General features: G+C 33.9%; 25 protein-coding genes and 1 pseudogene. 24 read left to right on the top strand and 2 right to left on the bottom strand.

What is annotated here, in order from left to right:
• Window position 1 precedes the first annotated feature (1 nt).
• Window positions 2-718 (top strand): hypothetical protein, encoded by a 717-nt coding sequence (locus ACLBXA_RS26265; RefSeq protein ID WP_000403948.1) that lies wholly within the window; start codon window positions 2-4, stop codon window positions 716-718.
• A gap of 31 nt (window positions 719-749) precedes the next feature.
• On the opposite strand, the gene ACLBXA_RS26260 is transcribed toward ACLBXA_RS26265, so the two are convergent.
• Together ACLBXA_RS26260 and ACLBXA_RS26255 are read right to left on the bottom strand one after the other, a co-directional pair.
• A complete protein-coding gene (locus ACLBXA_RS26260) occupies window positions 750-1,532 on the bottom strand; it encodes a CheR family methyltransferase (RefSeq protein ID WP_141540655.1) in 783 nt (260 codons plus the stop codon).
• Between the two features lie 39 nt (window positions 1,533-1,571).
• Entirely contained in the window at window positions 1,572-2,069 is a 498-nt protein-coding gene (locus ACLBXA_RS26255) for a flagellar motor switch protein FliG (protein ID WP_001020110.1), read from the bottom strand.
• 143 nt (window positions 2,070-2,212) lie between these two features.
• On the opposite strand from ACLBXA_RS26255, the gene ACLBXA_RS26250 reads away from it, so the two are divergent.
• From ACLBXA_RS26250 to ACLBXA_RS26140, 23 genes and pseudogenes are all read left to right on the top strand, one after another.
• Window positions 2,213-2,677: a YaaR family protein gene (locus ACLBXA_RS26250; RefSeq protein WP_000946323.1), complete on the top strand. Its 465-nt coding sequence runs from the start codon at window positions 2,213-2,215 to the stop codon at window positions 2,675-2,677.
• A 15-nt stretch (window positions 2,678-2,692) separates the two neighbouring features.
• On the top strand, window positions 2,693-3,145 hold the full coding sequence (gene flgN / locus ACLBXA_RS26245) for a flagellar export chaperone FlgN (protein WP_000275875.1): 453 nt from the start codon (window positions 2,693-2,695) through the stop codon (window positions 3,143-3,145).
• 17 nt (window positions 3,146-3,162) lie between these two features.
• On the top strand, window positions 3,163-4,461 hold the full coding sequence (gene flgK, locus ACLBXA_RS26240) for a flagellar hook-associated protein FlgK (RefSeq protein WP_001239708.1): 1,299 nt from the start codon (window positions 3,163-3,165) through the stop codon (window positions 4,459-4,461).
• A gap of 41 nt (window positions 4,462-4,502) precedes the next feature.
• Window positions 4,503-5,366: a flagellar hook-associated protein 3 gene (locus tag ACLBXA_RS26235; RefSeq protein ID WP_001266418.1), complete on the top strand. Its 864-nt coding sequence runs from the start codon at window positions 4,503-4,505 to the stop codon at window positions 5,364-5,366.
• Window positions 5,367-5,383: 17 nt separating this feature from the next.
• Window positions 5,384-6,703 carry a flagellar hook-associated protein 2 gene (locus ACLBXA_RS26230; protein WP_447617590.1) on the top strand — a complete coding sequence of 440 codons (1,320 nt, stop codon included), beginning with the start codon at window positions 5,384-5,386 and terminating at the stop codon, window positions 6,701-6,703.
• Between the two features lie 22 nt (window positions 6,704-6,725).
• The gene (locus ACLBXA_RS26225) at window positions 6,726-7,094 is read left to right on the top strand and encodes a flagellar export chaperone FliS (RefSeq protein ID WP_001149524.1); all 369 of its coding nucleotides are present in this window, start codon (window positions 6,726-6,728) and stop codon (window positions 7,092-7,094) included.
• Complete coding sequence (locus ACLBXA_RS26220) at window positions 7,084-7,356, top strand: hypothetical protein (RefSeq protein ID WP_001058079.1); 273 nt, start codon at window positions 7,084-7,086, stop codon at window positions 7,354-7,356. Before ACLBXA_RS26225 ends, ACLBXA_RS26220 begins: the two co-directional genes overlap by 11 nt.
• 365 nt (window positions 7,357-7,721) lie before the next feature.
• A complete protein-coding gene (flgB, locus tag ACLBXA_RS26215; protein WP_001113106.1) occupies window positions 7,722-8,129 on the top strand; it encodes a flagellar basal body rod protein FlgB in 408 nt (135 codons plus the stop codon).
• Window positions 8,130-8,148: 19 nt separating this feature from the next.
• Window positions 8,149-8,562: a flagellar basal body rod protein FlgC gene (gene flgC, locus ACLBXA_RS26210; protein ID WP_000484680.1), complete on the top strand. Its 414-nt coding sequence runs from the start codon at window positions 8,149-8,151 to the stop codon at window positions 8,560-8,562.
• Between the two features lie 16 nt (window positions 8,563-8,578).
• The gene (fliE, locus tag ACLBXA_RS26205; protein WP_000701672.1) at window positions 8,579-8,878 is read left to right on the top strand and encodes a flagellar hook-basal body complex protein FliE; all 300 of its coding nucleotides are present in this window, start codon (window positions 8,579-8,581) and stop codon (window positions 8,876-8,878) included.
• 22 nt (window positions 8,879-8,900) lie between these two features.
• Window positions 8,901-10,478 (top strand): flagellar M-ring protein FliF C-terminal domain-containing protein, encoded by a 1,578-nt coding sequence (locus ACLBXA_RS26200; protein ID WP_000413954.1) that lies wholly within the window; start codon window positions 8,901-8,903, stop codon window positions 10,476-10,478.
• A 13-nt stretch (window positions 10,479-10,491) separates the two neighbouring features.
• Window positions 10,492-11,496 carry a flagellar motor switch protein FliG gene (gene fliG / locus ACLBXA_RS26195; protein ID WP_000883363.1) on the top strand — a complete coding sequence of 335 codons (1,005 nt, stop codon included), beginning with the start codon at window positions 10,492-10,494 and terminating at the stop codon, window positions 11,494-11,496.
• Window positions 11,483-12,172, top strand: coding sequence for a FliH/SctL family protein (locus ACLBXA_RS26190; RefSeq protein ID WP_000051697.1), 690 nt, complete (start codon window positions 11,483-11,485; stop codon window positions 12,170-12,172). The genes fliG and ACLBXA_RS26190 overlap by 14 nt, the downstream gene beginning before the upstream one ends.
• Window positions 12,169-13,473, top strand: a complete 1,305-nt coding sequence (locus ACLBXA_RS26185; RefSeq protein WP_000088683.1) for a flagellar protein export ATPase FliI — start codon at window positions 12,169-12,171, stop codon at window positions 13,471-13,473. The genes ACLBXA_RS26190 and ACLBXA_RS26185 overlap by 4 nt, the downstream gene beginning before the upstream one ends.
• 117 nt (window positions 13,474-13,590) lie before the next feature.
• Window positions 13,591-14,001, top strand: a complete 411-nt coding sequence (locus ACLBXA_RS26180) for a hypothetical protein (RefSeq protein WP_000360860.1) — start codon at window positions 13,591-13,593, stop codon at window positions 13,999-14,001.
• Window positions 14,002-14,011: 10 nt separating this feature from the next.
• Complete coding sequence (locus ACLBXA_RS26175) at window positions 14,012-15,121, top strand: flagellar hook-length control protein FliK (protein WP_000616444.1); 1,110 nt, start codon at window positions 14,012-14,014, stop codon at window positions 15,119-15,121.
• Between the two features lie 3 nt (window positions 15,122-15,124).
• Entirely contained in the window at window positions 15,125-15,703 is a 579-nt protein-coding gene (locus ACLBXA_RS26170) for a flagellar hook assembly protein FlgD (RefSeq protein ID WP_001143485.1), read from the top strand.
• A 16-nt stretch (window positions 15,704-15,719) separates the two neighbouring features.
• Window positions 15,720-16,943: a flagellar hook protein FlgE gene (locus ACLBXA_RS26165; protein ID WP_000588324.1), complete on the top strand. Its 1,224-nt coding sequence runs from the start codon at window positions 15,720-15,722 to the stop codon at window positions 16,941-16,943.
• A 49-nt stretch (window positions 16,944-16,992) separates the two neighbouring features.
• Entirely contained in the window at window positions 16,993-17,328 is a 336-nt protein-coding gene (locus tag ACLBXA_RS26160; protein ID WP_000198167.1) for a DUF3964 family protein, read from the top strand.
• 310 nt (window positions 17,329-17,638) lie between these two features.
• The gene (locus ACLBXA_RS26155) at window positions 17,639-18,124 is read left to right on the top strand and encodes a hypothetical protein (RefSeq protein WP_000068301.1); all 486 of its coding nucleotides are present in this window, start codon (window positions 17,639-17,641) and stop codon (window positions 18,122-18,124) included.
• Window positions 18,125-18,246: 122 nt separating this feature from the next.
• On the top strand, window positions 18,247-19,155 hold the full coding sequence (locus ACLBXA_RS26150) for a chemotaxis protein (RefSeq protein ID WP_000075943.1): 909 nt from the start codon (window positions 18,247-18,249) through the stop codon (window positions 19,153-19,155).
• Between the two features lie 737 nt (window positions 19,156-19,892).
• A complete protein-coding gene (locus ACLBXA_RS26145; RefSeq protein ID WP_000274691.1) occupies window positions 19,893-20,840 on the top strand; it encodes a DNA-binding domain-containing protein in 948 nt (315 codons plus the stop codon).
• Between the two features lie 737 nt (window positions 20,841-21,577).
• Window positions 21,578-22,507, top strand: a pseudogene (locus tag ACLBXA_RS26140) (hypothetical protein); the annotation flags it as partial.

Below are 22,507 nucleotides of genomic sequence, written 5' to 3'. Positions count from 1 at the left end.
AATGGAGATTAAACGTACGACAATTGAAGATAAGGCGTTACAACCATTAAAACAGCCTGCAGCTATTTCGGAGCATGAAATCCAGAAAGAACGAAAGCGTAGCAATTTAGTGTTTACTGGACAGTCTAAAATTATTTCGAAAAATAATGAAATAGGTATTTTACTTGCAAGTTTAAGTGATGGAAAGATTATGAAGGAAATGCTTTCTAAAGAGATGGATACAGTGTTACAACTTTTTAAAAAGCTACATACGTTATCTGGAGAAGGTAAGCAAACAGAAAAAATATTTGAACAAGTAATTAGAAGCCTACAAGGGCTTGTTAAGCAGGCGCATATAAAAGACCTTCCTTTGTTAGATGGAACATATGATTTCGCTGAAGTACAACTATCATTTGGTAGAAAAGTACATATTCCGTTACTAGATGTGAGCGCACTTATTTCTAGAGTGGAAAGTGATTCTTCAGAAGGAAATATAAATTTGATGGTAACGGTTATTACTGCTTATATAACGAAATTGTCTAACGAAACAATTTTAATTAGTGTTACAGACCGCATTGCTAAAGATCGGGATGTAAGTGTATGGAGAGCGCTTGCGGAAATTAACATGACACAATTATCACAGGCATTGAAACAAACGATGCAAGAACATAAATGGTCTATGACGTTTCTTTTTCTCTTCATATGGATTGTCGGTATTATTTTAATTCGAGTTATGTAAAAAGGTCGTCACTCCATTGTGACGACCTTTTTTATATTTTTTCGTAGAAGAATGTATCAAATCGCTGAAGATTGTAACGCTCGGGTGTTAAAATTTGTTCCGTACTACCAACAAATAGTACGCCGCCTTTTCGTAAAGAACGACTAAATTTTTCATAAAGTTTTACTCTTGCTTCTTCGGTAAAATAAATCATTACGTTGCGACAAATAATCAAATCATAATTTGTATCGAATGACTGCATTAAAAGGTCATGTTGTTTAAACGAGACGTTTTGTTTAATGTTTTGATGCAATGAATATAGATCATTCTCTTTTGTGAAATGACGTTCTTTCAAATCATTAGGTAATTCCTTTAACGAACGTTCTGTATATTGACCGCGTTTTGCAGTTTCTAAAATATGAAAATCAAGATCTGTTGCTTGAATTTCAAAACGAAATGGAGCTAGATGCTTTGATAAAATTAAAGAAAGTGTATACGGTTCTTCACCAGCAGCGCAAGCGGCACTCCATACCTTTAATTTTCCGCTATTTTGTTCGAGTAATTTAGGTAGTGCTTTCGACTCTAAAGTTTGCCATCGTTCTTTATTTCTAAAAAACTCTGAAACGTTAATTGTAATATAGTCAATAAAATTTAAAAATAAATTTTGATCAGCACGTAATTTGTTTAAAAAATTAGTGTAGTTTTCAAAGCCTTTTCTCGAAATGAAAGCATCGATTCTACGGCGCATTCTATCTTGCTTATACGAAGCGATATCCATATTGAATTGTTGTTTAAAACTCGTGATAAAATGATCATAATCTTGTTCAATTATCATATTTACAATGGGCACAATAATGATATTGTGCCGCCCCCTTTACATCATACGAATTTTTTGTTCAAAGCTTTTTTTCATTTGCTTTTCATGTAATCCTGGTAAATCATAAATGACAGCATCAATACCTGCTTCTTTTGCAACATCGACAGGGATGACAGATGTATGTTTGTCCCCATTATAAAAACAGAGAACTAAATCAGTGTCTTCAATAATTTGTTTAACAAAAAACATATAATCTGATCGGTAAATGGAGTCAGAAGGATGATCGAAAGCAACATATTCGGCTCCGTGTTTTTTTAAGTAATCAACGACTTCTTGAAATTCATCTGTTATTGCTTGCAATGGTTGCAGCGTGTAAAGGCATAAATTTTGAGCGAGTCTTTCATTCTCAACGAAAAAACGAAGAACCTCATTTTCAATAGATTTATAACATAATATGTAAATTTTATGTTTGTGAGCATAGTCAGTTAAAAATTTTTTAATTTCTTCTTGATCTAATGCTGTTAATTGATTTGAACCACAAAGGAAAATATTCATAGAATTGTGCCACCTCATGCTAAATTGTAACATATCTTTTATAAAAAATAACTGCAAAATATTACTGTTCAGAGTATAATTATAAATAACTGGATTTTACGATTAAGTTTAGGAAGAAATAAAAAAATAAATAGGTGATATATATGCTACGTTCTATCTCGCATAATCCAATTTTATCGCATATACCGCCTGCTACTCAAATGCCGAAAGAAGCAAATGTCAGGACAGGACTTGCATTTTCGGATAATTTGCATGCAGATCCGAAAAAAGATAAATTACTAGAACAAATGGAAGCGTTTGTCGATAATATTGGAGAAATTAAAGAAAAAATTGAAATGGAATTAACGCTTGATAATGTAATGGAATACAAAAATACAGTAAAATCATTTTTGAATTTTTACGTTGATAATGTATTGCAGTATAAAGATGTCATGTCTCGTCACCCACGTTATGGATATTCACAGAAAATGACGATTGTGAAACAGGCAGAAATGGGATTGAATGAATTAGAAGATGTTATGAATTTAATTAATACGAAAACAGGACATTTAGAAATGTTAAATCAAATTGGAGAAATCCATGGTTTAATTGTGAATTTAGTCTTGTAAAAGGAAGGAAGCTATATGTACATACAATTATATGAAAAGCTCGTTATTATACAAAAGGCGTATGAAAATATTCAAGCGCTTGGAGAGCAAATATATGAGAATTTAAAAAATAAAGATATAAATGCAGTTCAAAAGTTACAAGTAGAACAATTGCAGTACATTGATGGTTTAAAAGGACTATCTAGCTCATTCGAAGAAATGGTTGTTCAGTTTTGTAAAGAAAAGGATGTTGAAGCATCTCGTGTAAGTGCATTATTTTCGTATTTTTCTCAAGAAGAAATTGAAAAAATGGAAGAATTACAAAAAAACGTAACTGAATTAGAAGAGAATGTAAAAATGATTCTTTTGAAAAATCAATATTACTTAAACGTACTATTAAAAACTACAGAAAGTATTGTGGATTCTGTTTCTGAATATAATTTAGAGCGAAACAATAATTCGCAAATCTTTATGAATGAACTATTGTAAAGGAGAAGTGAAGCTTTATGAGATTATCTGATTATAATACACCGCTATCAGGGATGCTAGCGGCTCAAATGGGATTACAAACAACGAAACAAAACTTATCTAACATTCATACACCGGGTTATGTGCGTCAAATGGTGAATTACGGATCTGTTGGAGCAAGTAATGGTCATACGCCAGAACAGAGAATTGGTTACGGTGTACAAACGCTAGGTGTTGACCGTATTACTGATGAGGTAAAGACGAAGCAGTTTAATGATCAATTATCTCAGCTCTCTTACTATAACTATATGAATTCGACTTTATCACGTGTAGAGTCTATGGTTGGAACGACAGGAAAGAATTCATTATCTAGTTTAATGGACGGTTTCTTTAATGCCTTTCGTGAAGTGGCAAAAAATCCAGAACAACCAAACTACTACGATACATTAATTTCTGAAACTGGGAAGTTCACAAGTCAAGTAAATCGTCTTGCGAAAAACTTAGATACAGTGGAAGCGCAGACGGCAGAAGATATTGAAGCGCATGTTAATGAATTTAATCGTCTTGCTGCTAGTTTAGCAGAAGCGAATCATAAAATTGGACAAGCAGGTACACAAGTGCCGAATCAACTTTTAGACGAACGAGATCGCATCGTTACAGAGATGTCTAAGTATGCAAACATCGAAGTATCTTATGAATCTATGAATCCTAATATTGCGAGTGTTAGAATGAATGGTATTTTAACAGTAAATGGACAAGATACATATCCACTTCAATTAAATAAAGAAAAAGACCCAATGTCAGTTGAGATTTACGGTTCAGAAATCAATGTAACTAGCGGAGCGATAAAATCAGCGATTGACACGAAAGCGAAGATTGTTGATTATAAAAAAAATCTTGAAGACTTAATGAGTTCAGTGAAAAATCAAGTGAATACAGTGATGGGAAAAGATTTCTTCGTTGGAGATCATGCGAAAGATATGAAGTTAAATCCAGAATTTCAAAAAGATATTTCGAAAATGAAAATATCTGCTGAAACAGCAAATAAACTAGCAGCAATTACAGATGGAGACTATAAAGAAGGTCTTTCTTATAAAGCAGCATTAGACCAATTCATAGTTCGTGTAGCTTCTGATAAAAGTGCAGTGAATGCTTATCAAAAAATTCATGGGGACTTATTAGAAGGCATTCAGCAAGAAAAGATGAGCGTTGAAGGGGTAAATATGGAAGAGGAAATGGTAAATTTAATGGCCTTCCAAAAATATTTCGTGGCGAACTCTAAAGCTATTACTACGATGAATGAAGTGTTTGATAGTCTATTTTCGATTATTCGATAGGTGATAGTAATTGATTGAAAATATATAAGGAGGAGATAGAAATGAGAGTATCTACATTTCAAAATGCAAACTGGGCAAAGAATCAGTTAATGGATTTGAACGTGCAACAGCAATATCATCGAAATCAAGTAACTTCAGGGAAGAAAAATCTTCTTATGAGTGAAGACCCACTTGCGGCAAGTAAGTCATTTGCGATTCAACATTCATTGGCGAATATGGAGCAAATGCAAAAAGATATAGCGGATTCGAAAAATGTATTAACACAAACTGAAAATACTTTACAAGGTGTTTTGAAATCTCTAACGAGGACAGATCAATTAATGGTGCAGGCATTAAGTGAGCAAAATGGTGAAAAAGAATTGAAGGCCATTGGTGCAGAGATTGATCAAATTTTAAAACAAGTTGTATATTTAGCGAATACGAAAGAGCAAGGTCGTTATATTTTCGGTGGTGATAGTGCAGAAAAACTGCCATTTACAGAAGATGGTACGTATCAAGGTGGACAAAATGATGTGAACTGGCAACTAAATGACGGTTATGAAATAAAAGCATTTCGAAACGGAGAGGCATTATTATCTCCGGTTATAAAGACGTTAAAACAGATGAGTGAAGCGATGCAAAAAGGTGATCAAAAAGCGTTACAACCGTTATTAGGAGAAAACAAGAAAAACTTAGATGGCATCATTAACCGTACAACTGAAGTTGGTTCAACAATGAACACAATGGAGACGTTTAAAACAATTTTAAGCGAACAAAATTTAGCGCTTCAAGAAAACCGTAAAGAAATTGAAGATGTCGACTTAGCGGTAGCAATTTCCGACTTAGCATATATTAATGCAACATATGAAGCGACGTTAAAAGCTGTTAGTACGATGAGTAAAACGAGTATTTTAGATTATATGTAAAAAAGGAGTGGTAGTTAATGGCAGTTACATCAACAGGTATTGGTAATAGACAACAAATTTGGAATCTAGGCAATAATATAATAGATACTTCAAAGCTAGTAGAATTAGAATTACAAGCGTTGGATATGAAGAAAACTCCTTATAATAATGAAAAGGAACAACTTACACAAGAAAAATTATTATATGCAAGTTTGAAAAAGGAATTTAGTTCTCTAACACAAACAATGAAAGATTTATCTAGTTTTAAAGGGAATGAAAAAAAAGTAACCCTCTCTCAAGAAGGATATATTAGTGTGACAGCAGATGCTTCAGCAATTGCAGGAACCTTTAATATTGAAGTCAAAGAATTGGCTCAACGCCATCAAATTTCAAGTGAAAAGATAGCGGATTTAGATGCTAAAATTGATATGGAAGAAACAATAAAGATTAACAATCAGGATATTCTAATTACAAAGGATACTACATACCGTCAATTAATAAATAAAATTAATAGTGGAAATTATGGAGTTTCGGCATATTCTCTTGGAAATAAGATATTCTTTTCTTCTTCAAAAATGGGCGAAAAGGGAGCTATTAAGTTAGAAGATAGCGGTCAATTTTTAGAAAAGATGGGATTTGTAAAAACAGATGGTACACTTAATGAAATAGAAAAGGCTAAAAATTCAACATATGTAATTAATGGGGTTGAAGAGCATGGAGAGTCAAATACAATAGAAACTCTTCCAGGTGTTAAAATTCAACTAGATAAATCTGAGGTAGGAAAGAGCGTTAAATTTACAGTAGAAGATTCAAATGTAAAAGAAGCGAATGAACTTATAAAAAAAATGGTAAGCAATTATAATCAAGCGGTATCTACAGTAGAATTATTTGGTGGGAAAAATGGAGCGCTTCAAGGCCAAAATATTATGGGTGATATTAGAAGGATTATGAATAATATTGTAACATACTCACAAGATGGAAATTATTTGTTTTCGTATGGTATTCAGGTGACAAAAGAGGGTACATTACAAGTTGATGAAGCAAAATTAACAAACGCTTTGAAAGAAAACCCGGATGCGGCAAAACAATTCTTTTTTAGTGCAGATGGTCTTGGAAAACAAATAGATACACAATTTAATAAGATATTCGGTGACGTGGGAATCATAGGAGAAAGAATAAAAATTATAGATGACCGTGTGGGGAAACTAGATCGTAAAATCAATGATATTGACATTCAAAATAAGCAAAAACAAGATGATATTGTAAAGAAATATCAAAAATTAGAAAGTACATTAGCGGCGCTTGATAGTCAGCTAAAAACAATTAAAGCAATGACAAAACAAAAAAGTGATGATTAATGAAATCTAAGGAAGTGATCGTATGCAAGCATGGCAACGTTATATGCAAAATGATATTATGACGAGTAATCCGATTAAAAATACAATTTTTATTTATGAAAGATGTATTGTAGAGTTTCGTAATTTAGAAGAACTTTTACATACTTTTAACTTACAAGAAGGAGATGCGCTTCTTGAAAAGTTAGAACGTATTTTTGAAGAATTAAAACTTCAATTAAACCCTGAAATTACAAAAGATTTATATGATAGTTTATATGGCTTATACGATTGGATTAGCATTCAAATTCAAACGATGAAAGTGACTCGTGAGGCAAAAGACATGGATGCAATTGTGAAAGTATTACAAGATTTAATAGATGGTTACCGCGGAGCACTTGAAAATGAACAATGATATTTATCGGACGTTTGTCGGCTGTTTTAATGAAATCGGTGAATTGCAAGTGTCAGATGGAGAGTTTGCTGAGAAGAGTGAAATGTTAAATCGCTGGATGATGACATTGGATGAAGAAACACGTGCACAAGTTGCAGCAGAAGTAAGCCCATTCATTATTAAGGCAGCTCAGCATATTCGAGATAAGCAAAAGATTTTGGAAGAAATGATAATGGAAAATGATGGGCGGATGAAAGCTAATTCATTTTACGGTAAATATTAATGATAGAGTTTGGAAACGGATTCCCCTTTTAAAAGGGGATCCATTCCTTTGTTTAAATAAAGAATTCCGCTGATTGAGGTTTCACTTTATGACTGTAATAAAAAAGTAGTAATCTAAATAATATAAAAATGAACTTAGTTTGTAGTTCATATGTTGAAATGTTTCATGAATTACTGCGTGTATACAGTTTTTTCGTATTCTTTTTTATATTTTTATATTTTTCTAAAGACAACAATGGAAAAATGGAATAAAATATGTAAGGGTACATAATAGTTAATATTTTAATAAATACATATAAGAAAATAAATAATGAAGTGAAACTTCCATCAGTGGATCATTAAGTTAGAAAAGGAAGGGTGTGGAATATGCCAGATTTAGTGAGTGATGTAAGCCATTATATGAATTATTTAGTAACGAAACGAAATACGGTTTCTAGTAATATTGCAAATGCGAATACACCTGGCTATAAAGCACAAGATGTAACATTTGCTGAGCAGATGAATAAAAGTAGTGCATTATATAAAAACAATGCGGCTGATTTAAAGAGCAATCCAGATTTATATCAAACGAATGAAATGCACTTGCCGACAGTAAATATGAAAAATACATATGCAAAGATTCAAACAAAATCAATGCAAACGAATAAAGACGGAAATAGTGTGGATGTAACGACAGAAATGCTAGATTTAATGAAAGCAAATCAGTTATACGGTATTTCAATTAACGCGATTAATACACAATATGCAATTAACCAAGCGGCACGCGGACGTTAAGTAGAAGGAGAGACAACGGATGTTTCAGGCAATTAATGCAAGTGGCTCAGGGCTAACGACAGCGAGAAAGTGGATGGAAGTTACTTCTAACAATATTGTAAATGCGAATACGACGGCGGCTCCGGGGGCAGATTTATATGAGCGTCGTAGTGTGGTGCTAGAATCAAACAATAGTTTTGCAAGTATGTTAGATGGTGCTCCTACTAATGGAGTAAAAATAAAAAGTATTGAAGCAGACAAAACGGAAAATTTAGTGTATGATCCGACGCATCCGCACGCAAATGAAGAAGGATATGTACGTTATCCAAATATTGATGTAACTGCTGAAATGACGAATGTAATGGTTGCTCAAAAAATGTATGAAGCGAATACGAGTGTATTAAATGCAAATAAAAAAATGCTTGATAAAGATTTAGAAATCGGCCGAGGATAAGGGGGAAGATAGTAATATGAAAATCCAACCAATGTTACATACACAACCATTTGGAGCAATTCAGTCAATTGGTGCACCGAAAACTTCTCAAACATCTGTAGTTGAGGGGAAAAAGTTTATTGATTTATTGGAAGATATGAATCAAACGCAAAACAATGCACAAACAGCAGTATATGATTTACTAACTAAAGGGGTAGGAGAAACACATGACGTTTTAATTCAGCAAAAGAAAGCTGAGTCTCAAATGAAAACAGCTGCTCTCGTACGTGATAATCTTATTGAAAATTATAAGTCACTAATTAATATGCAAATTTAGGAAAGTGGACGGGTGTGTTTAAATGGAAAAGATGAAAAATGTTATCCAATCGTTAAAAACGTGGCATAAGTTAGTAATTGGTGCTGCGCTTTTAGCGATTGTAACAGGAGCACTTTTATACTTCACCTTGCCAGATAAATATGTTGTTGTATATCAAAATTTAAATGATACAGATAAACAAGAGATTACAGCAGAATTATCGAAGTTAGGTGTCGATTATCAATTAGCGGCCGATGGTTCGATTCGTGTGCAAAAGAATGATGCTCCATGGGTTCGAAAAGAAATGAATGGGATGGGCTTACCGTTTAATTCTAAAAGCGGTGAGGAAATTTTATTAGAAAGCTCGCTCGGTTCAAGTGAGCAAGATAAAAAAATGAAGCAAATTGTCGGTACGAAGAAGCAATTGGAGCAAGATATTGTAAGAAACTTTGCGACAGTTGAAACGGCAAATGTTCAAATTACATTGCCTGAAAAAGAGACGATTTTTGATGAAGAAAAAGCAAAAGGAACAGCGGCGATTACGGTTGGAGTGAAGCGTGGCCAATTGTTAACAGCTGATCAAGTTGCAGGTATACAGCAAATGATAAGTGCAGCAGTTCCTGGTGTGAAGGCAGAAGAAGTAAGTGTTATTGATAGTAAAAAAGGTGTTATCTCAAAAGGAGCAGATGAAGCGCATTCTAGTAGTTCCTCTTCTTATGAGAAAGAAGTAGAGATGCAGCATCAACTTGAAGGTAAATTAAAGCAAGATATTGATGCAACATTAATGACGATGTTTAAACCGAATGAATATAAAGTGAATACGAAAGTATCTGTAAACTACGATGAAGTTACACGTCAGTCAGAAAAGTATGGTGATAAAGGTGTACTTCGTAGTAAACAAGAGCAAGAGGAAAGCTCTACTGCGCAAGAAGGGACAGATACGAAGCAAAGTGCTGGTATTACAGCAAACGGTGAAGTGCCGAACTACGGTACGAACAATAATCAAAATGGTAAAGTTGTTTATAATAATAAAAATGGTAATAAAATAGAAAACTATGAAATAGATAAAACAGTTGAAACAATTAAGAAACACCCAGAATTAACGAAAACAAATGTTGTTGTATGGGTAGATAATGATACGCTAGTAAAACGTAGAATGGATATGACAACTTTTAAAGAAGCAATCGGAACAGCGGCAGGACTTCAAGCTGATCCGAACGGTAACTTTATAAATGGTCAAGTTAACGTTGTAACTGTTCAGTTCGATCAGCCGAAAGTCGAAAAAGAGAAAGAGCCAGAAAAAAGTGGCATGAACTGGTGGTTATTCGGTGGAATTACAGCTGGCTTATTAGCGATCGGTGGTCTAGTATGGTTCTTATTAGCAAGACGTAAGAGAAAGAAAGAAGAAGAAGAGGAATATGAAGAATACTTAGCAGAAGATGAAATTGCTGCAAGTAATGAAAGTATCTTGGAAATTCCTGAAGAAAAAATAGTGCCAGAGCCAAAACCTGAACCAGAAGAACCGAAAGAACCAACGTTAGATGAACAAGTGCAGGATGCTACGAAAGAACATGTAGAAGGTACTGCAAAAGTAATTAAAAAATGGCTAAACGGACAGTAAGGGAGGAACAACGATGTTAGATGAAATCTCCTCCAAAGAAAAAGCTGCCATCCTTATTCGTACATTAGAAGAAGGGGTGGCAGCAAAAGTCATTGAATATATGACAGCTGAGGAAAAAGAAGTATTACTTCGTGAAATCGCGAAGTTTCGTGTATATAAACCAGAAACGTTAGAAAATGTACTAGGAGAGTTCTTATATGAACTAAATGTAAAAGAATTGAACTTAGTCACTCCAGATAAAGAATACATTCGTCGCATATTTAAAAACATGCCAGAAGACGAACTGGAAAAATTATTGGAAGACCTTTGGTATAACAAAGATAATCCATTTGAATTCTTAAATTCACTTACAGATTTAGAGCCACTTCTTACAGTGCTTAATGATGAATCACCACAAACAATTGCAATTATCGCTTCTTATATTAAACCGCAGCTTGCGTCTCAATTAATTGAGAGATTGCCAGATCATAAACGAGTAGAGACGGTAATGGGTATTGCGAAGTTAGAACAAGTTGATGGTGAATTAATTAATCAAATTGGTGAGTTGTTAAAATCGAAATTAAATAATATGGCATTCAGTGCAATTAATAAAACTGATGGCTTGAAAACGATCGTAAACATTTTAAATAACGTTTCACGAGGTGTTGAAAAAACAGTCTTTCAAAAGCTGGATGAAGTCGATTATGAGTTATCTGAGAAAATTAAAGAAAATATGTTTGTCTTTGAAGACTTACTTGGTCTTGAAGCTCTTGCGCTTCGCCGTGTATTAGAAGAAATTACAGATAACGGTGTTCTTGCGAAAGCACTTAAAATTGCAAAAGAAGAAATTAAAGAGAAACTATTTACATGTATGTCTTCAAACCGTAAAGAGATGATTCTAGAAGAATTAGATGGCTTAGGACCGCTTAAGATGACGGATGCTGAAAAAGCGCAGCAAACGATCACTGGTACAGTGAAAAAGCTAGAGAAAGAAGGAAGAATTATCGTTCAAAGAGGTGAAGAGGATGTCCTTATTTAAAAACAGAATTCCGAAGAATTCTGTTTCTTTTTCTGAAGAAACGTATGAATTACAATTTCCAAAACCAGCTTCAGTCCAAATAGAAGAGGAAGAATTACAAGCTGATCATGCAGAACTTCGCGCCCAGCAAGAATCATTACATATGGAAATGAATCAGCTAAGGCAAGAGCAGCAAATGCTAGAAAGAGAGCGGCAGCAGTTATTACAAGATAAAGAACAATTTCAAATGCATATTCATGAACAAATGGAACAGATGGAAGCAGCGCGTGTGCAGTTTCAAAAAGAACAACAAGAAACAGCATACGAATGGACAGAGTTATTATGGGATCAATCTTTTCATCTAGCAGAAAAAATCGTGAATCAAGCGGTAGATTCACGATTGCTTGATGTGTTACCTATTTTAACTGGCATCGTGCAAACATTGCCAACTTCGTTTGAAAAATTAATCATTACAGTACATCCAGAAACGTTTGAACGTATTCAAGAAGAGAAGGAAAATACGAAAGAATATTGGTTGCTACAATTAGTAGAATGGAAATATGATTTCTCCCTGCAGTTTGGTGAATTTGTTCTGGAAGAAGAGAAAGAGTTCTTTGAATTTAAATTTGCACCTATATTTGCGAAACTTCGTCAGAAATGGGAAGAAGAGAAGCTATTTGAGGAGCAAAATGTATGAGCCGTCTGTTAATGAATGAGAACGAAAAATGGAATAAGTTCATTGAAACACCACTGTATACGAAAGTAGGCAAAGTTCATAGTGTACAAGAACAGTTTTTCGTAGCAAAAGGGCCGAAAGCGAAGATTGGAGATGTTTGCTTCGTTGGAGAACATAAGGTCTTATGTGAAGTGATTGCTATTGAAAAAGAAAATAATATGCTACTTCCATTTGAACAGACAGAAAAAGTATGTTATGGAGATTCAGTGATTTTAATTTCAGAAGATGTTGTTGTACCACGTGGTAATCACTTACTCGGAAAAGTGTTAAGTGCAAATGGTGAAGTATTAAATGAGGACGCTGAAAACATTCCATTACAGAAAATAAAACTAGATGCACCGCCTATACATGCATTTGAACGTGAAGAGATTACTGATGTATTTGAAACAGGAATAAAATCAATTGATTCTATGCTAACAATTGGTATCGGTCAAAAGATTGGTATTTTTGCTGGATCAGGTGTTGGTAAATCTACTTTACTTGGAATGATAGCAAAAAACGCAAAAGCTGATATAAACGTTATTAGTTTAGTAGGAGAACGTGGCCGGGAAGTAAAAGACTTTATTCGAAAAGAATTAGGCGACGAAGGTATGAGAAAAAGCGTCGTTGTTGTAGCGACGTCAGATGAAAGTCATCTTATGCAACTTCGTGCAGCGAAACTCGCAACGTCTATTGCTGAATACTTCCGTGATCAAGGCAATAACGTATTACTTATGATGGACTCTGTTACTCGTTTTGCCGATGCACGAAGAAGTGTTGATATTGCTGTTAAAGAGTTACCGATTGGTGGTAAAACACTGCTAATGGAAAGTTATATGAAGAAGCTGTTAGAGCGGTCCGGGAAAACACAAAAGGGATCTATAACAGGTATTTATACGGTGCTTGTTGATGGGGACGATTTAAATGGTCCTGTACCAGATTTAGCACGTGGTATTTTAGATGGACATATTGTATTAAAGCGTGAGCTTGCAACGCTTAGTCATTATCCTGCAATTTCAGTATTAGATTCAGTAAGTAGGATTATGGAAGAAATTGTTTCGCCACATCATTGGCAACTTGCAAATGAAATGAGAAAAATTTTATCAATTTATAAAGAAAATGAATTGTATTTTAAGTTAGGAACGATTCAAGAAAATGAAGAAAATGCTTATATTTTTGAATGTAAAAATAAAGTAGAAGGTATAAATACGTTTTTAAAGCAAGGTCGATCGGATAGTTTCCAATTTGATGATATCGTTGAAGCGATACACCATATAGTATAAGGCCTCTGCCCAAGAGGTCTTATTTTTTTTGTTTTTTAATATTTCACAGATTTTTTTGGAAAAAAACTATATAATAGAAAAAGAGAACGTTATAATAGGAAGGGGCTATGAAAACAGGTGGATAAACAGCAGTACGACACAATAAAATTGCAAATAAATCAAGAAAAAGAACATATTTTAAAAGAAGTGTATGAATTAACAGCTGAAAAAAGAAAAATAGAACAAAAAAAAGAATATGATTTATATGTTGTGAAATCGCGTAGTAAAGTCGTACAAACTGGGCAACGTATTATGGCTGGCATGCTTTCTTCACATACGTTTTCACCTGAAAGAATAGAAGAATGGAATCGAAAAATTAAAAAAACGGAAGGTTTTATTCAAAAAAATGAAAGCCTTTTAGAGCAAGTAAAAGAAAAAGAACGTGTCATTGATGAGATGTATCAAGAAAATTGCAAAAAGCTTGCGAAAGCACAAGAAAAGCTGGAAGAAAAAATGCTTCTGGATTTGAAAATGTGTATGAATGGATGAGGTGAATGTAGTGATACAGTCTGTATTACCGGTGCAACAAAGTTTACCTCCGCAAAAAGACAAAGGGCTAGAAATACAATCAAAAAATGAAGATTCTTCATTCGATCGTACGATGAGAATGGAAAATAAAAAACAGCCGAAAACGGAGAAAACGAAACGAGAAGAAGCACCAACAGAAGAGAAAAAAGATTATATTCTTTCTAAAAAATCGGTAACGAAAGAAGAGCCTATTGTAAAGAAAGAAGAAAAAAAAGAGACAGAACAGTTGTTATTAGCTGTATCTGAGCAAATGGTTGCAATTGAGCAATTACATGTGCAGCCGGAATTGTTATATCAATACATACAAAAAATACAAGAGCTATATCAAGAATATGGCAATATTAAACTTAATGAATTACCTGCAGCTGAATTACAACAATTACAAGAACTTCTTTCAAATATGAATATCAAAAATGCTATATGTTTAGAAGATACAATGCAAATGGTATTAGACAAAATGAAGATGCCGGAGCAAACGATGCAAGCATTGAAGGTTGTAGAAACAGAAACTTGTAATATCGCAAAGAAACAAGAAGAGTTTAAAGACGTAGATCTTCCGAAAGGTGAGAGCGATGATGCAAAGGTAGAGTTGCCAGAGGTTGATGCATTAAATGATTCGAGCTCTACAGGTGCAGAGTTATTAAATAAAACGACGAGTACCGAACACATAGGGAAATCAAATAGTGGTGCTGAGAAAGTTTCATTACCTGACTTAGGAAAGAAAATGGAAGCGCAAGTAGAAGCGCTGCAAAAATTTGTAGTGAAACAAGAACGTGTTTTATTTCAGTTAAATCCAGAAAAACTTGGTACATTAACAGTATTTATGAAAAAACACGGAGATCAAATTGACGTTCACGTAGAAATGGAAAAACACGATGCGAAAAAACGTGTTGAAATCATTTTTGATGAATTGAAATTAAAGTTAAAAGAAAAAGAAATAAACATTCAAATTAGCTATTCAGATAAAGATGAAAATCGTAAAGAACAGCGAGAACAAGAGCAAAGGCAAAAACAGAAATTAGCAAATACAAATCATGAAAAACAACAATCAACAGAATTTGCGGGATTATTGGAGGAATAAAGCGTGCCAACAGTTGGATTAAATACAACGAGTACAAATCATATTCCGTTACAAACAGGAGCGCAAAAAAGTAATGTACCTGTTAATGGTGTACAATCGCCAGTGCAACAAAGTAATGGAGTTTCTGCAGGAGCGCAAAAGACTCCTGGGGTAATGGGGAAAGATGATTTCCTGAAATTGTTTTTATCAAGTTTTCAACATCAAGATCCATTTAATGCGATGGATATGAATCAAATGATGAATCAGACAGCACAGTTATCTCTTATGGAACAAGTACAGAATATGACGAAAGCAGTAGATAAGCTGCAATCAACGATGTATTCAACAGCACTTGATGGTGGAATGAAGTTTTTAGGTAAATACGTAAGAGGTGTTGACGGCGACGGAAACAAAGTAACCGGTCAAGTAGAAACGGTTCGCCTTGCGGAAAATAACGACGTACAGCTCGTTATTAATAATAAAGTTGTATCTCTTCGTTTCGTTGAGAGAGTGTCTGATAAACCGATTGGGGAAACGAACCCAGAAGACGCAAAGAAAGACGATCAAAAAGTAACTGAAGAAGTAAAAACTACAAATTCATAAGGAGTGTCCATACGTTATGATTAAAGCGTTATATACAAGTATTACAGGAATGAATGCAACACAAAATGCATTAAGTGTAACTTCAAATAATATTGCCAATGCACAAACAGTAGGTTATAAAAAACAAAAAGCAATGTTTGATGATTTACTATATAACAATTCGATTGGTGCAAAAGGTGACGGTAAATATGCAGGAACGAATCCGAAAAGTATTGGTAACGGTGTAAAAATGAGTGGTACGGTTACGGATTATAGTGATGGTACAATTACGTTAACAGGTGGCAAAACACAAGCAGCAATGGAAGGTAATGGTTTCTTCGTTGTAGGTGATTCAAAAGGCGGAAATATGGAATTTACTCGTAAAGGTACGTTTGGGATATCTTCAGATTACTATATTACGAATACTGAAGGTCAATACGTGTTTGCATACCCTGCGAATGAGGCAACTGGTGAGGTTGATTTATCTGGAATTCCAGGACCGTTGCAAATTCCAATGGGAACAGCAATTGGTGGTATTCGAACATCGAAAGGGACAATTAAAGGGAATATTCCAACTGGTGAAAAACAAATTACACAAGATTTACCTGTATATGATAATGCAGGGAATACATGGACAATGCGTGTAGAGTTTAAACAAACGAGTGAACATAATTATACATATAAAGTACAAATGCGCAATGACTCGAAAAAAGAAACAGAGTTTAAAGATGTTCAAGGTGCAGGTGGTAATATGACATTTGATGCTGTTGGAAATCCAAATCCGAAAGAGCAAGGAGCCAATATTCCGTTTGATGGAGGCTCTATAAAATTAGACTTAAGTCATTTAACAAATCATCCAACAGATAAAACATTATCAGTAACAGACGTAGATGGTAGAGCAGCAGCGACGGTTAAAGATTGCTTCATTGCTGACGGTGGATATGTAATGGTAAAATATTCTGATGGAAGTATGAAATCAGCTGGTCAATTAGCTGTTGCGATGTTCCCGAACGAAGGTGGACTAATGAAAACAGGTAATGGTAACTATACAGCGACGAATACAACAGGTATTTTAGCACTTGGTGCATCTGGTCAAAATGGTGCAGGTAAAGTACGCGGTGGTGCACAAGAAGGTGCCAATGTGGATTTATCTGTAGAATTCGTTGACTTAATGTTATACCAACGCGGATTCCAAGGAAATGCGAAAGTAATTAAAGTTTCAGATGAAGTATTAAATGAAGTTGTAAACTTAATTCGATAATATATCGTAATGAAAAAATGTAATGGAGTAGAAAGGGTTTTTTATTCGTATGACAAGACAAGAGCGAATTTTACAATTGCCTTTTTTCGAAAATAAACGTGAACTTGCCGAGCAAGTATTAAAAATAGAACGAGAAGAGCATGTATATTTACCAGATCAATTTGAAATTAAGCAAGTGCCTCCGTATTCATTTGGCGAAAAACAAGCAATCATTGGCCGTATCCATGAGTTTTATTTCATAAGTGTTGGTAGCGATAGCGTTTGGAAGTATCAGCTGTTTAAGGATGAGATGAAGTGTCGTGAGTTTTTTGTTATGTTGCCAAATATTACGGATCAGCAGATAGCGTTTTGGTTTAATAACATAGAGTTATTGAAAAGTTCTTAAAAAGATCTTAAAAGCTCTTTTTAGGGTTGACGAGAGGACCCAGCGTTGTTTTGGAGCGGTTAGTGCCTAATAGGACCTCGACTGGTGTGTAAGGACAGAGGTATGGAGAGTTACTAGAGTAGTATAAGAAGAGGTAAGCAAAGTTTAGTGTGGATAAACATTTATGGTCCAGAAGAGCTCCTAGTTGTAAGAATAGAGCTATGGAGGCATACTGAGATGGATGGGGATGAGATAATCATTTCATAGTAGGCCAGTGTGCCTTCTGGATAGTATGTGACGATAGATTTTTATAAAAGGAGAGGTGAGGAGGATGGCGCAAAATAAGTATCGCGTTACATTCATTTCGCCGAGTGAGGTTGAGCAGCGGACTGTAATGGCGGCGAATAGTTTGCCAGATTTAATCCGTAAAGTAGAGAGTATTATTGCCGATCCAAACGGTTATTTTGTGAATGATAAAAAAAATAATTGTTATTTTAAAGTGATTAAAGAAAATGTTACGTTTATTCAATATGAGTTACTATTTTCTGATAAGGAGATTCATATTGAAAAATTAAAACATATAGCACCGGTGGTATTAAAACGATTATTCGAAAAAATAAATGACCCGGAATTATATGCACTTGCGCTACTTGATGTTGATATAGCAACGAAAGAATATGTGCTAGCAGAAATGAATTCTGAGCTGAGAATAAGAGTAGAGACGGAGCTTTCGAAAAAATGGGAAGCAATGCCGACAGAAATTGTAGGAGCGCAAGAAGTGTTATTAGAAGCACTTGCTTCGTTTATACAAGATTAATTGTTTTTTAATAAAATGAATCGATCAACTATCTATATTTTTATATAGGTAGTTGACTTTTTCGCTTTTATAAAGCTTAATAATTAGATATACGGAATTAATGGAAGGGGAGCGACACCTTTATGTCACAAGCACAAAGTATTTTATTAGAAAGCGGAACAAATGAATTAGAGATTGTTACGTATACTGTTGGTGAAAACCTATTTAGTATTAATGTTATGAAAGTACGTGAAATCATTAATCCATTCCCTGTTACAACTGTGCCAGAATCTCATCATGCAGTTGAAGGTGTTGTTCAAGTACGTGGTGAAATTTTACCTGTTATTAACTTGGCAATGGCTCTTAATTTAAAGTCAACAAAGCCACTTGATCAAACGAAATTTATCATCTCAGAATTAAACCAAATGAAAGTTATTTTCCGCGTTGATGAAGTGCATCGTATTCAACGTATTTCGTGGGAACAAATTGATGAACCAGCTTCATTATCTATGGGACTAGAAGAAACGACATCTGGTATTGTAAAACTAGATGGCAAAATCATTTTACTATTAGATTATGAAAAAATTGTATGTGAAATTAGCGGCACTGGTTATGACAATAAATCAATTGCAGGGTTAGAACAAAAAACAGATCGAGCTGAAAAAGTAATTTATATTGCAGAAGATTCAGCGATGCTACGCCAAATATTAGAAGAAACATTATCATCAGCTGGATATACGAAAATGAACTTCTTCAGCAATGGTGCAGAAGCGTTAGCGCAAATTGAAAAATTAGCGAAAGAGCAAGGCGAGAAAATGTTTGAACATATTCACTTGCTAATTACGGATATTGAAATGCCAAAAATGGATGGACATCATTTAACGAAAGTGGTTAAGGATAGTGAAGTAATGAATCGTTTACCAGTCATTATTTTCTCTTCATTAATTACAAATGAATTATTCCATAAAGGTGAAGCTGTAGGAGCAAATGCCCAAGTAAGTAAGCCAGATATTCAAGAGCTAATTGGTTTAGTTGATAAGTTAGTGCTTTAAAAGCTTCTATTTAGCCAGAATAGAAGCTCTAGCTAAGTGTTGAGCGGTCAGTGCTTAATAGAGCCCTATGCGATGTTGAGACCAGAGATATGGAGTGGTTATAGGTAAGTAGAAGAGCTGGCGTATAACATTTTTCTATTTAGTAGGAATAGGGGAACTACTTATGTAAGTAAGTTTTTAGTGATTAATAGAGTCTCATGCGATGTGAGTTCAGAGGTATGAAGTTTAGGTAAGAAGAAGTGAGACTTTGATTGAGGATCTGAAGACTAGATTTATAACTCTATTCTGTTAGAGAGGGGAAGGAATTAGCCATGTGTAGCATTGGCTAATTCCTTTTTGGTATTCTATACTCTAACCTGGCAGAAAAATGAAAGGTTTCTAAGATGTTTGGCGCTGTATGTATGAAAAAATCTTCAAATGAAGATTTTTGATTTGAAAATATAAGCAAACGTATTTTCGAGGGTTATTTTAGTAACATTTCGTGGTAACGCAAATTTTTTCGGTGAAAAAACATTCAAAATACCATATAATATAATTAAATGTAATTAATATGCAATTTTACATATTAATAAAAAACATTTTCCAAATTTTTATACTTTCTATACATTTTTGTATGTTTATTATTTGACAGATAATTTCGAACTGTTATAATATGGATATGTAAAAATTGCTATTTTCTTAAAAGACATGGGAGTCAGATGAGAATTGTGAAAGGATGAGGGGGAGTGGCACAGATTATGTATCACCACACAGCAATTAATGTATTAGGTCTTTTACAAAACATGTCAAATAATAAAATGAACGATATGCAACTAGAGGTGGAATTTAAAAAAATAGAAAAAGAATTCCAAGTAAAGTATGAAGAATTAGTTGATTTATATAATAGAATGGTATTATTTCAAATAGATATAGAAAAAAATGGCGGGATGCGAGCATATGAAAAATCAGCAATTACATGGCTGAAGTCTGAACTAGAGCTACTGTATGAAGTGTATCAATTTTGTCAACGTCACGGTTTAAACATTTTAAATATTTCAAAATACGTAAGTAAAAATGAACTAAATCTTTTTCCAAAAACAGAAAGTCAATTGCAAAATACGTATTATAAATTAAAAAAACGTGAAATATCGTTTGAAAATATTGAAAAACAAAAACCAGGACGAAAGCGAAAATATATACCAGTAAAAGAGACAATCGTTGCAAGAAAACAAGAAAACGAGTACGAATTAAAAGAAGAAATCCAGCATAAAGAGGATGAAAAAAATCTTGTAACAGTTATATCTGGTATTGTTGATAACTTTGAAACAATTAATCAATGTAGTGAAAGGAAAGAAGACGAACTACATCAGTTTATGGAAGGTATTTATAAGCTTTCTAGCATGGCAGCAGGGCGTTCTAGAGAGGCGAAGAATACACGTAGCTTAGAAGGTGAATTGCAGTCGTTACAACTAGAAAATGAAAGGTTAAAACGAGAAAAAGAAGAGCTTGTGCAAGATATTAAAGGCATGACGCAGCTTTTAATTCATTTCATTACAAGTTCTGATATTGATCAAATTCGTAAATTACCAACTTTCGTACAAGATTGTAAAATGGAATTACATAAACTAGGGCTATATAATGCACAAGACGGAAAAATGAAAATAATGGTTGACCGTAGCGGACAAGTTATGACGGTAACACAGTAATAAAATTTGGGTACAAAACAAAAGGGAGATACATAGTTTATATGTATTTCCCTTTTGTTTTGTGTGGAATCGTTCCGTAAAAGGAAAAGGTGTTTTATAAAAATATGTTTAGTGTAACTCGAATTAATAATTTGAATTTTAAATAACGATAAAGAAATAAGAAAAGAGTATGTTCTTCATAATCTAAAAAACATGTATCCTAAAGTTATCATTCATAACAATCCATATAAAGATTCTTCTACGTCTACAAATCTAGAGCGATTATCGGAACTGTTTAACAGGATTAAAGAAAAGGAAGGATTATGTGTATCCGGCTTTTTCTTTTTTATGAGGCTATTTAAATAGTTTTAAAGATTATAATTTAGTGCAAATTTAATTGAAAGTTTAAGCTTTTAAAAATCGCTCATCTCTTGCACCATATTCGCATTTTTATTTGGAAAGTCACATTTGAAAAGTCTACATGGTGGTTATTTAAATTTCTGCTGTCGAAGCTATTCAAATGATATTTAATTTTCAATATTTATTAGTAGATTGTGTTACTTTCGTTAAATATTTCATGTCACTCATTCTATATTACGTAATATTAAGAGATATAACAAGTTTTAAAAAAATTCACTAGCATATTTTTAAAAAAAGTACGATAATATAATCTGTTAATATAAAAATATCCTTTAATAGGGATATTAAATTATAAGGAATAAAATAATAGAAAAATAATCTTTGGGAGGATTATGAGAATGAAAAGTAAAAATTCGAAGTTTTTAGCAAGCGTTTGTGTAAGTTCAGCATTACTAGTCTCAGCTACATATCCATCAATTACTGCTGTTGCAGCTGAGGTTACATCAGCAAAAACAGCAGCACTTTCGGTAGAAAAGGCGAATATTATAAATAATAAAAAAGGTGAAACTGACACAATTACAGTGTCAGAATTGAAAAAAGGCGACATTGTGAGAGTGTACGAAGCATCTAAAGGTGGAGAAGCGATTGCGACATCAGAAGCAGTAGCAGAAGGTAAAGTAGAAGTTACAATTACAAAAAAAGATTTACTAAAAGCAACAGGTGGCACAGTGTACGTAAGTGTACAAAGTGAAAGTGAATTAGAAAGTACACGTACAGCGATGAAATATGAATCGGAAGTAACAGTGGCACCAGCGGTGGATACAGTAAAAGTAGCGAACAATAAAGCTGGAGATGCGGATACAATTACAGTGAGTGAGTTGGCTCCAGGAGATATTGTAAAAATATATGATGCATCAACAGGAGGAAACTTGAAAGCAACTTCAGCTGCTGTGGCCGAGGGCAAAAAAGAAGCAACAATCACAGGAAAAGATTTACTAGTATCAACAGGTGGCACCGTATACGTAACAGTAACGAAACCGAATAAAGATGAGAGTAAGAGAGTCACAGTGAAGTATGAAGCGGAGCCAACAACAGTGGCACCGGCAGTAGAAAAAATCACAGTGTCAAATAATAAAGTTGGAAATGCAGATGCAATTACAGTGTCAAAATTGAAAAAAGGTGACATTGTCCGTGTATATGAAGCATCAAAAGGTGGAGCAGCCATCGCGGCCTCAGAAGCAGTAGCGGAAGGAAAAACAGAAGCAACAATTTTAGGGAAAGACCTTTTAAAAGTAACAGGTGGCACAGTATATGTAAGTGTACAAAGT

The organism is Bacillus sp. D48C (assembly GCF_053345735.1).
Note: the sequence above shows the minus strand (reverse complement) of the source record. Positions and strands in the feature narration are given on the sequence as shown.

Bases quoted from the DNA above. Each gene is read 5' to 3' on its own strand.
- ACLBXA_RS26260 (WP_141540655.1), bottom strand. From the start codon at position 1,532: ATGATAATTGAACAAGATTATGATCATTTTATCACGAGTTTTAAACAA.
- ACLBXA_RS26190 (WP_000051697.1), top strand. From the start codon at position 11,483: ATGTCCTTATTTAAAAACAGAATTCCGAAGAATTCTGTTTCTTTTTCT.
- ACLBXA_RS26225 (WP_001149524.1), top strand. From the start codon at position 6,726: ATGCAAGCATGGCAACGTTATATGCAAAATGATATTATGACGAGTAAT.
- flgC (WP_000484680.1), top strand. From the start codon at position 8,149: ATGTTTCAGGCAATTAATGCAAGTGGCTCAGGGCTAACGACAGCGAGA.
- flgK (WP_001239708.1), top strand. From the start codon at position 3,163: ATGAGATTATCTGATTATAATACACCGCTATCAGGGATGCTAGCGGCT.
- ACLBXA_RS26150 (WP_000075943.1), top strand. From the start codon at position 18,247: ATGTCACAAGCACAAAGTATTTTATTAGAAAGCGGAACAAATGAATTA.
- fliG (WP_000883363.1), top strand. From the start codon at position 10,492: ATGTTAGATGAAATCTCCTCCAAAGAAAAAGCTGCCATCCTTATTCGT.
- ACLBXA_RS26185 (WP_000088683.1), top strand. From the start codon at position 12,169: ATGAGCCGTCTGTTAATGAATGAGAACGAAAAATGGAATAAGTTCATT.
- ACLBXA_RS26165 (WP_000588324.1), top strand. From the start codon at position 15,720: ATGATTAAAGCGTTATATACAAGTATTACAGGAATGAATGCAACACAA.
- ACLBXA_RS26235 (WP_001266418.1), top strand. From the start codon at position 4,503: ATGAGAGTATCTACATTTCAAAATGCAAACTGGGCAAAGAATCAGTTA.
- ACLBXA_RS26155 (WP_000068301.1), top strand. From the start codon at position 17,639: ATGGCGCAAAATAAGTATCGCGTTACATTCATTTCGCCGAGTGAGGTT.
- ACLBXA_RS26145 (WP_000274691.1), top strand. From the start codon at position 19,893: ATGTATCACCACACAGCAATTAATGTATTAGGTCTTTTACAAAACATG.
- flgB (WP_001113106.1), top strand. From the start codon at position 7,722: ATGCCAGATTTAGTGAGTGATGTAAGCCATTATATGAATTATTTAGTA.
- ACLBXA_RS26200 (WP_000413954.1), top strand. From the start codon at position 8,901: ATGGAAAAGATGAAAAATGTTATCCAATCGTTAAAAACGTGGCATAAG.
- flgN (WP_000275875.1), top strand. From the start codon at position 2,693: ATGTACATACAATTATATGAAAAGCTCGTTATTATACAAAAGGCGTAT.
- ACLBXA_RS26265 (WP_000403948.1), top strand. From the start codon at position 2: ATGGAGATTAAACGTACGACAATTGAAGATAAGGCGTTACAACCATTA.
- ACLBXA_RS26230 (WP_447617590.1), top strand. From the start codon at position 5,384: ATGGCAGTTACATCAACAGGTATTGGTAATAGACAACAAATTTGGAAT.
- ACLBXA_RS26160 (WP_000198167.1), top strand. From the start codon at position 16,993: ATGACAAGACAAGAGCGAATTTTACAATTGCCTTTTTTCGAAAATAAA.
- fliE (WP_000701672.1), top strand. From the start codon at position 8,579: ATGAAAATCCAACCAATGTTACATACACAACCATTTGGAGCAATTCAG.
- ACLBXA_RS26220 (WP_001058079.1), top strand. From the start codon at position 7,084: ATGAACAATGATATTTATCGGACGTTTGTCGGCTGTTTTAATGAAATC.
- ACLBXA_RS26250 (WP_000946323.1), top strand. From the start codon at position 2,213: ATGCTACGTTCTATCTCGCATAATCCAATTTTATCGCATATACCGCCT.
- ACLBXA_RS26255 (WP_001020110.1), bottom strand. From the start codon at position 2,069: ATGAATATTTTCCTTTGTGGTTCAAATCAATTAACAGCATTAGATCAA.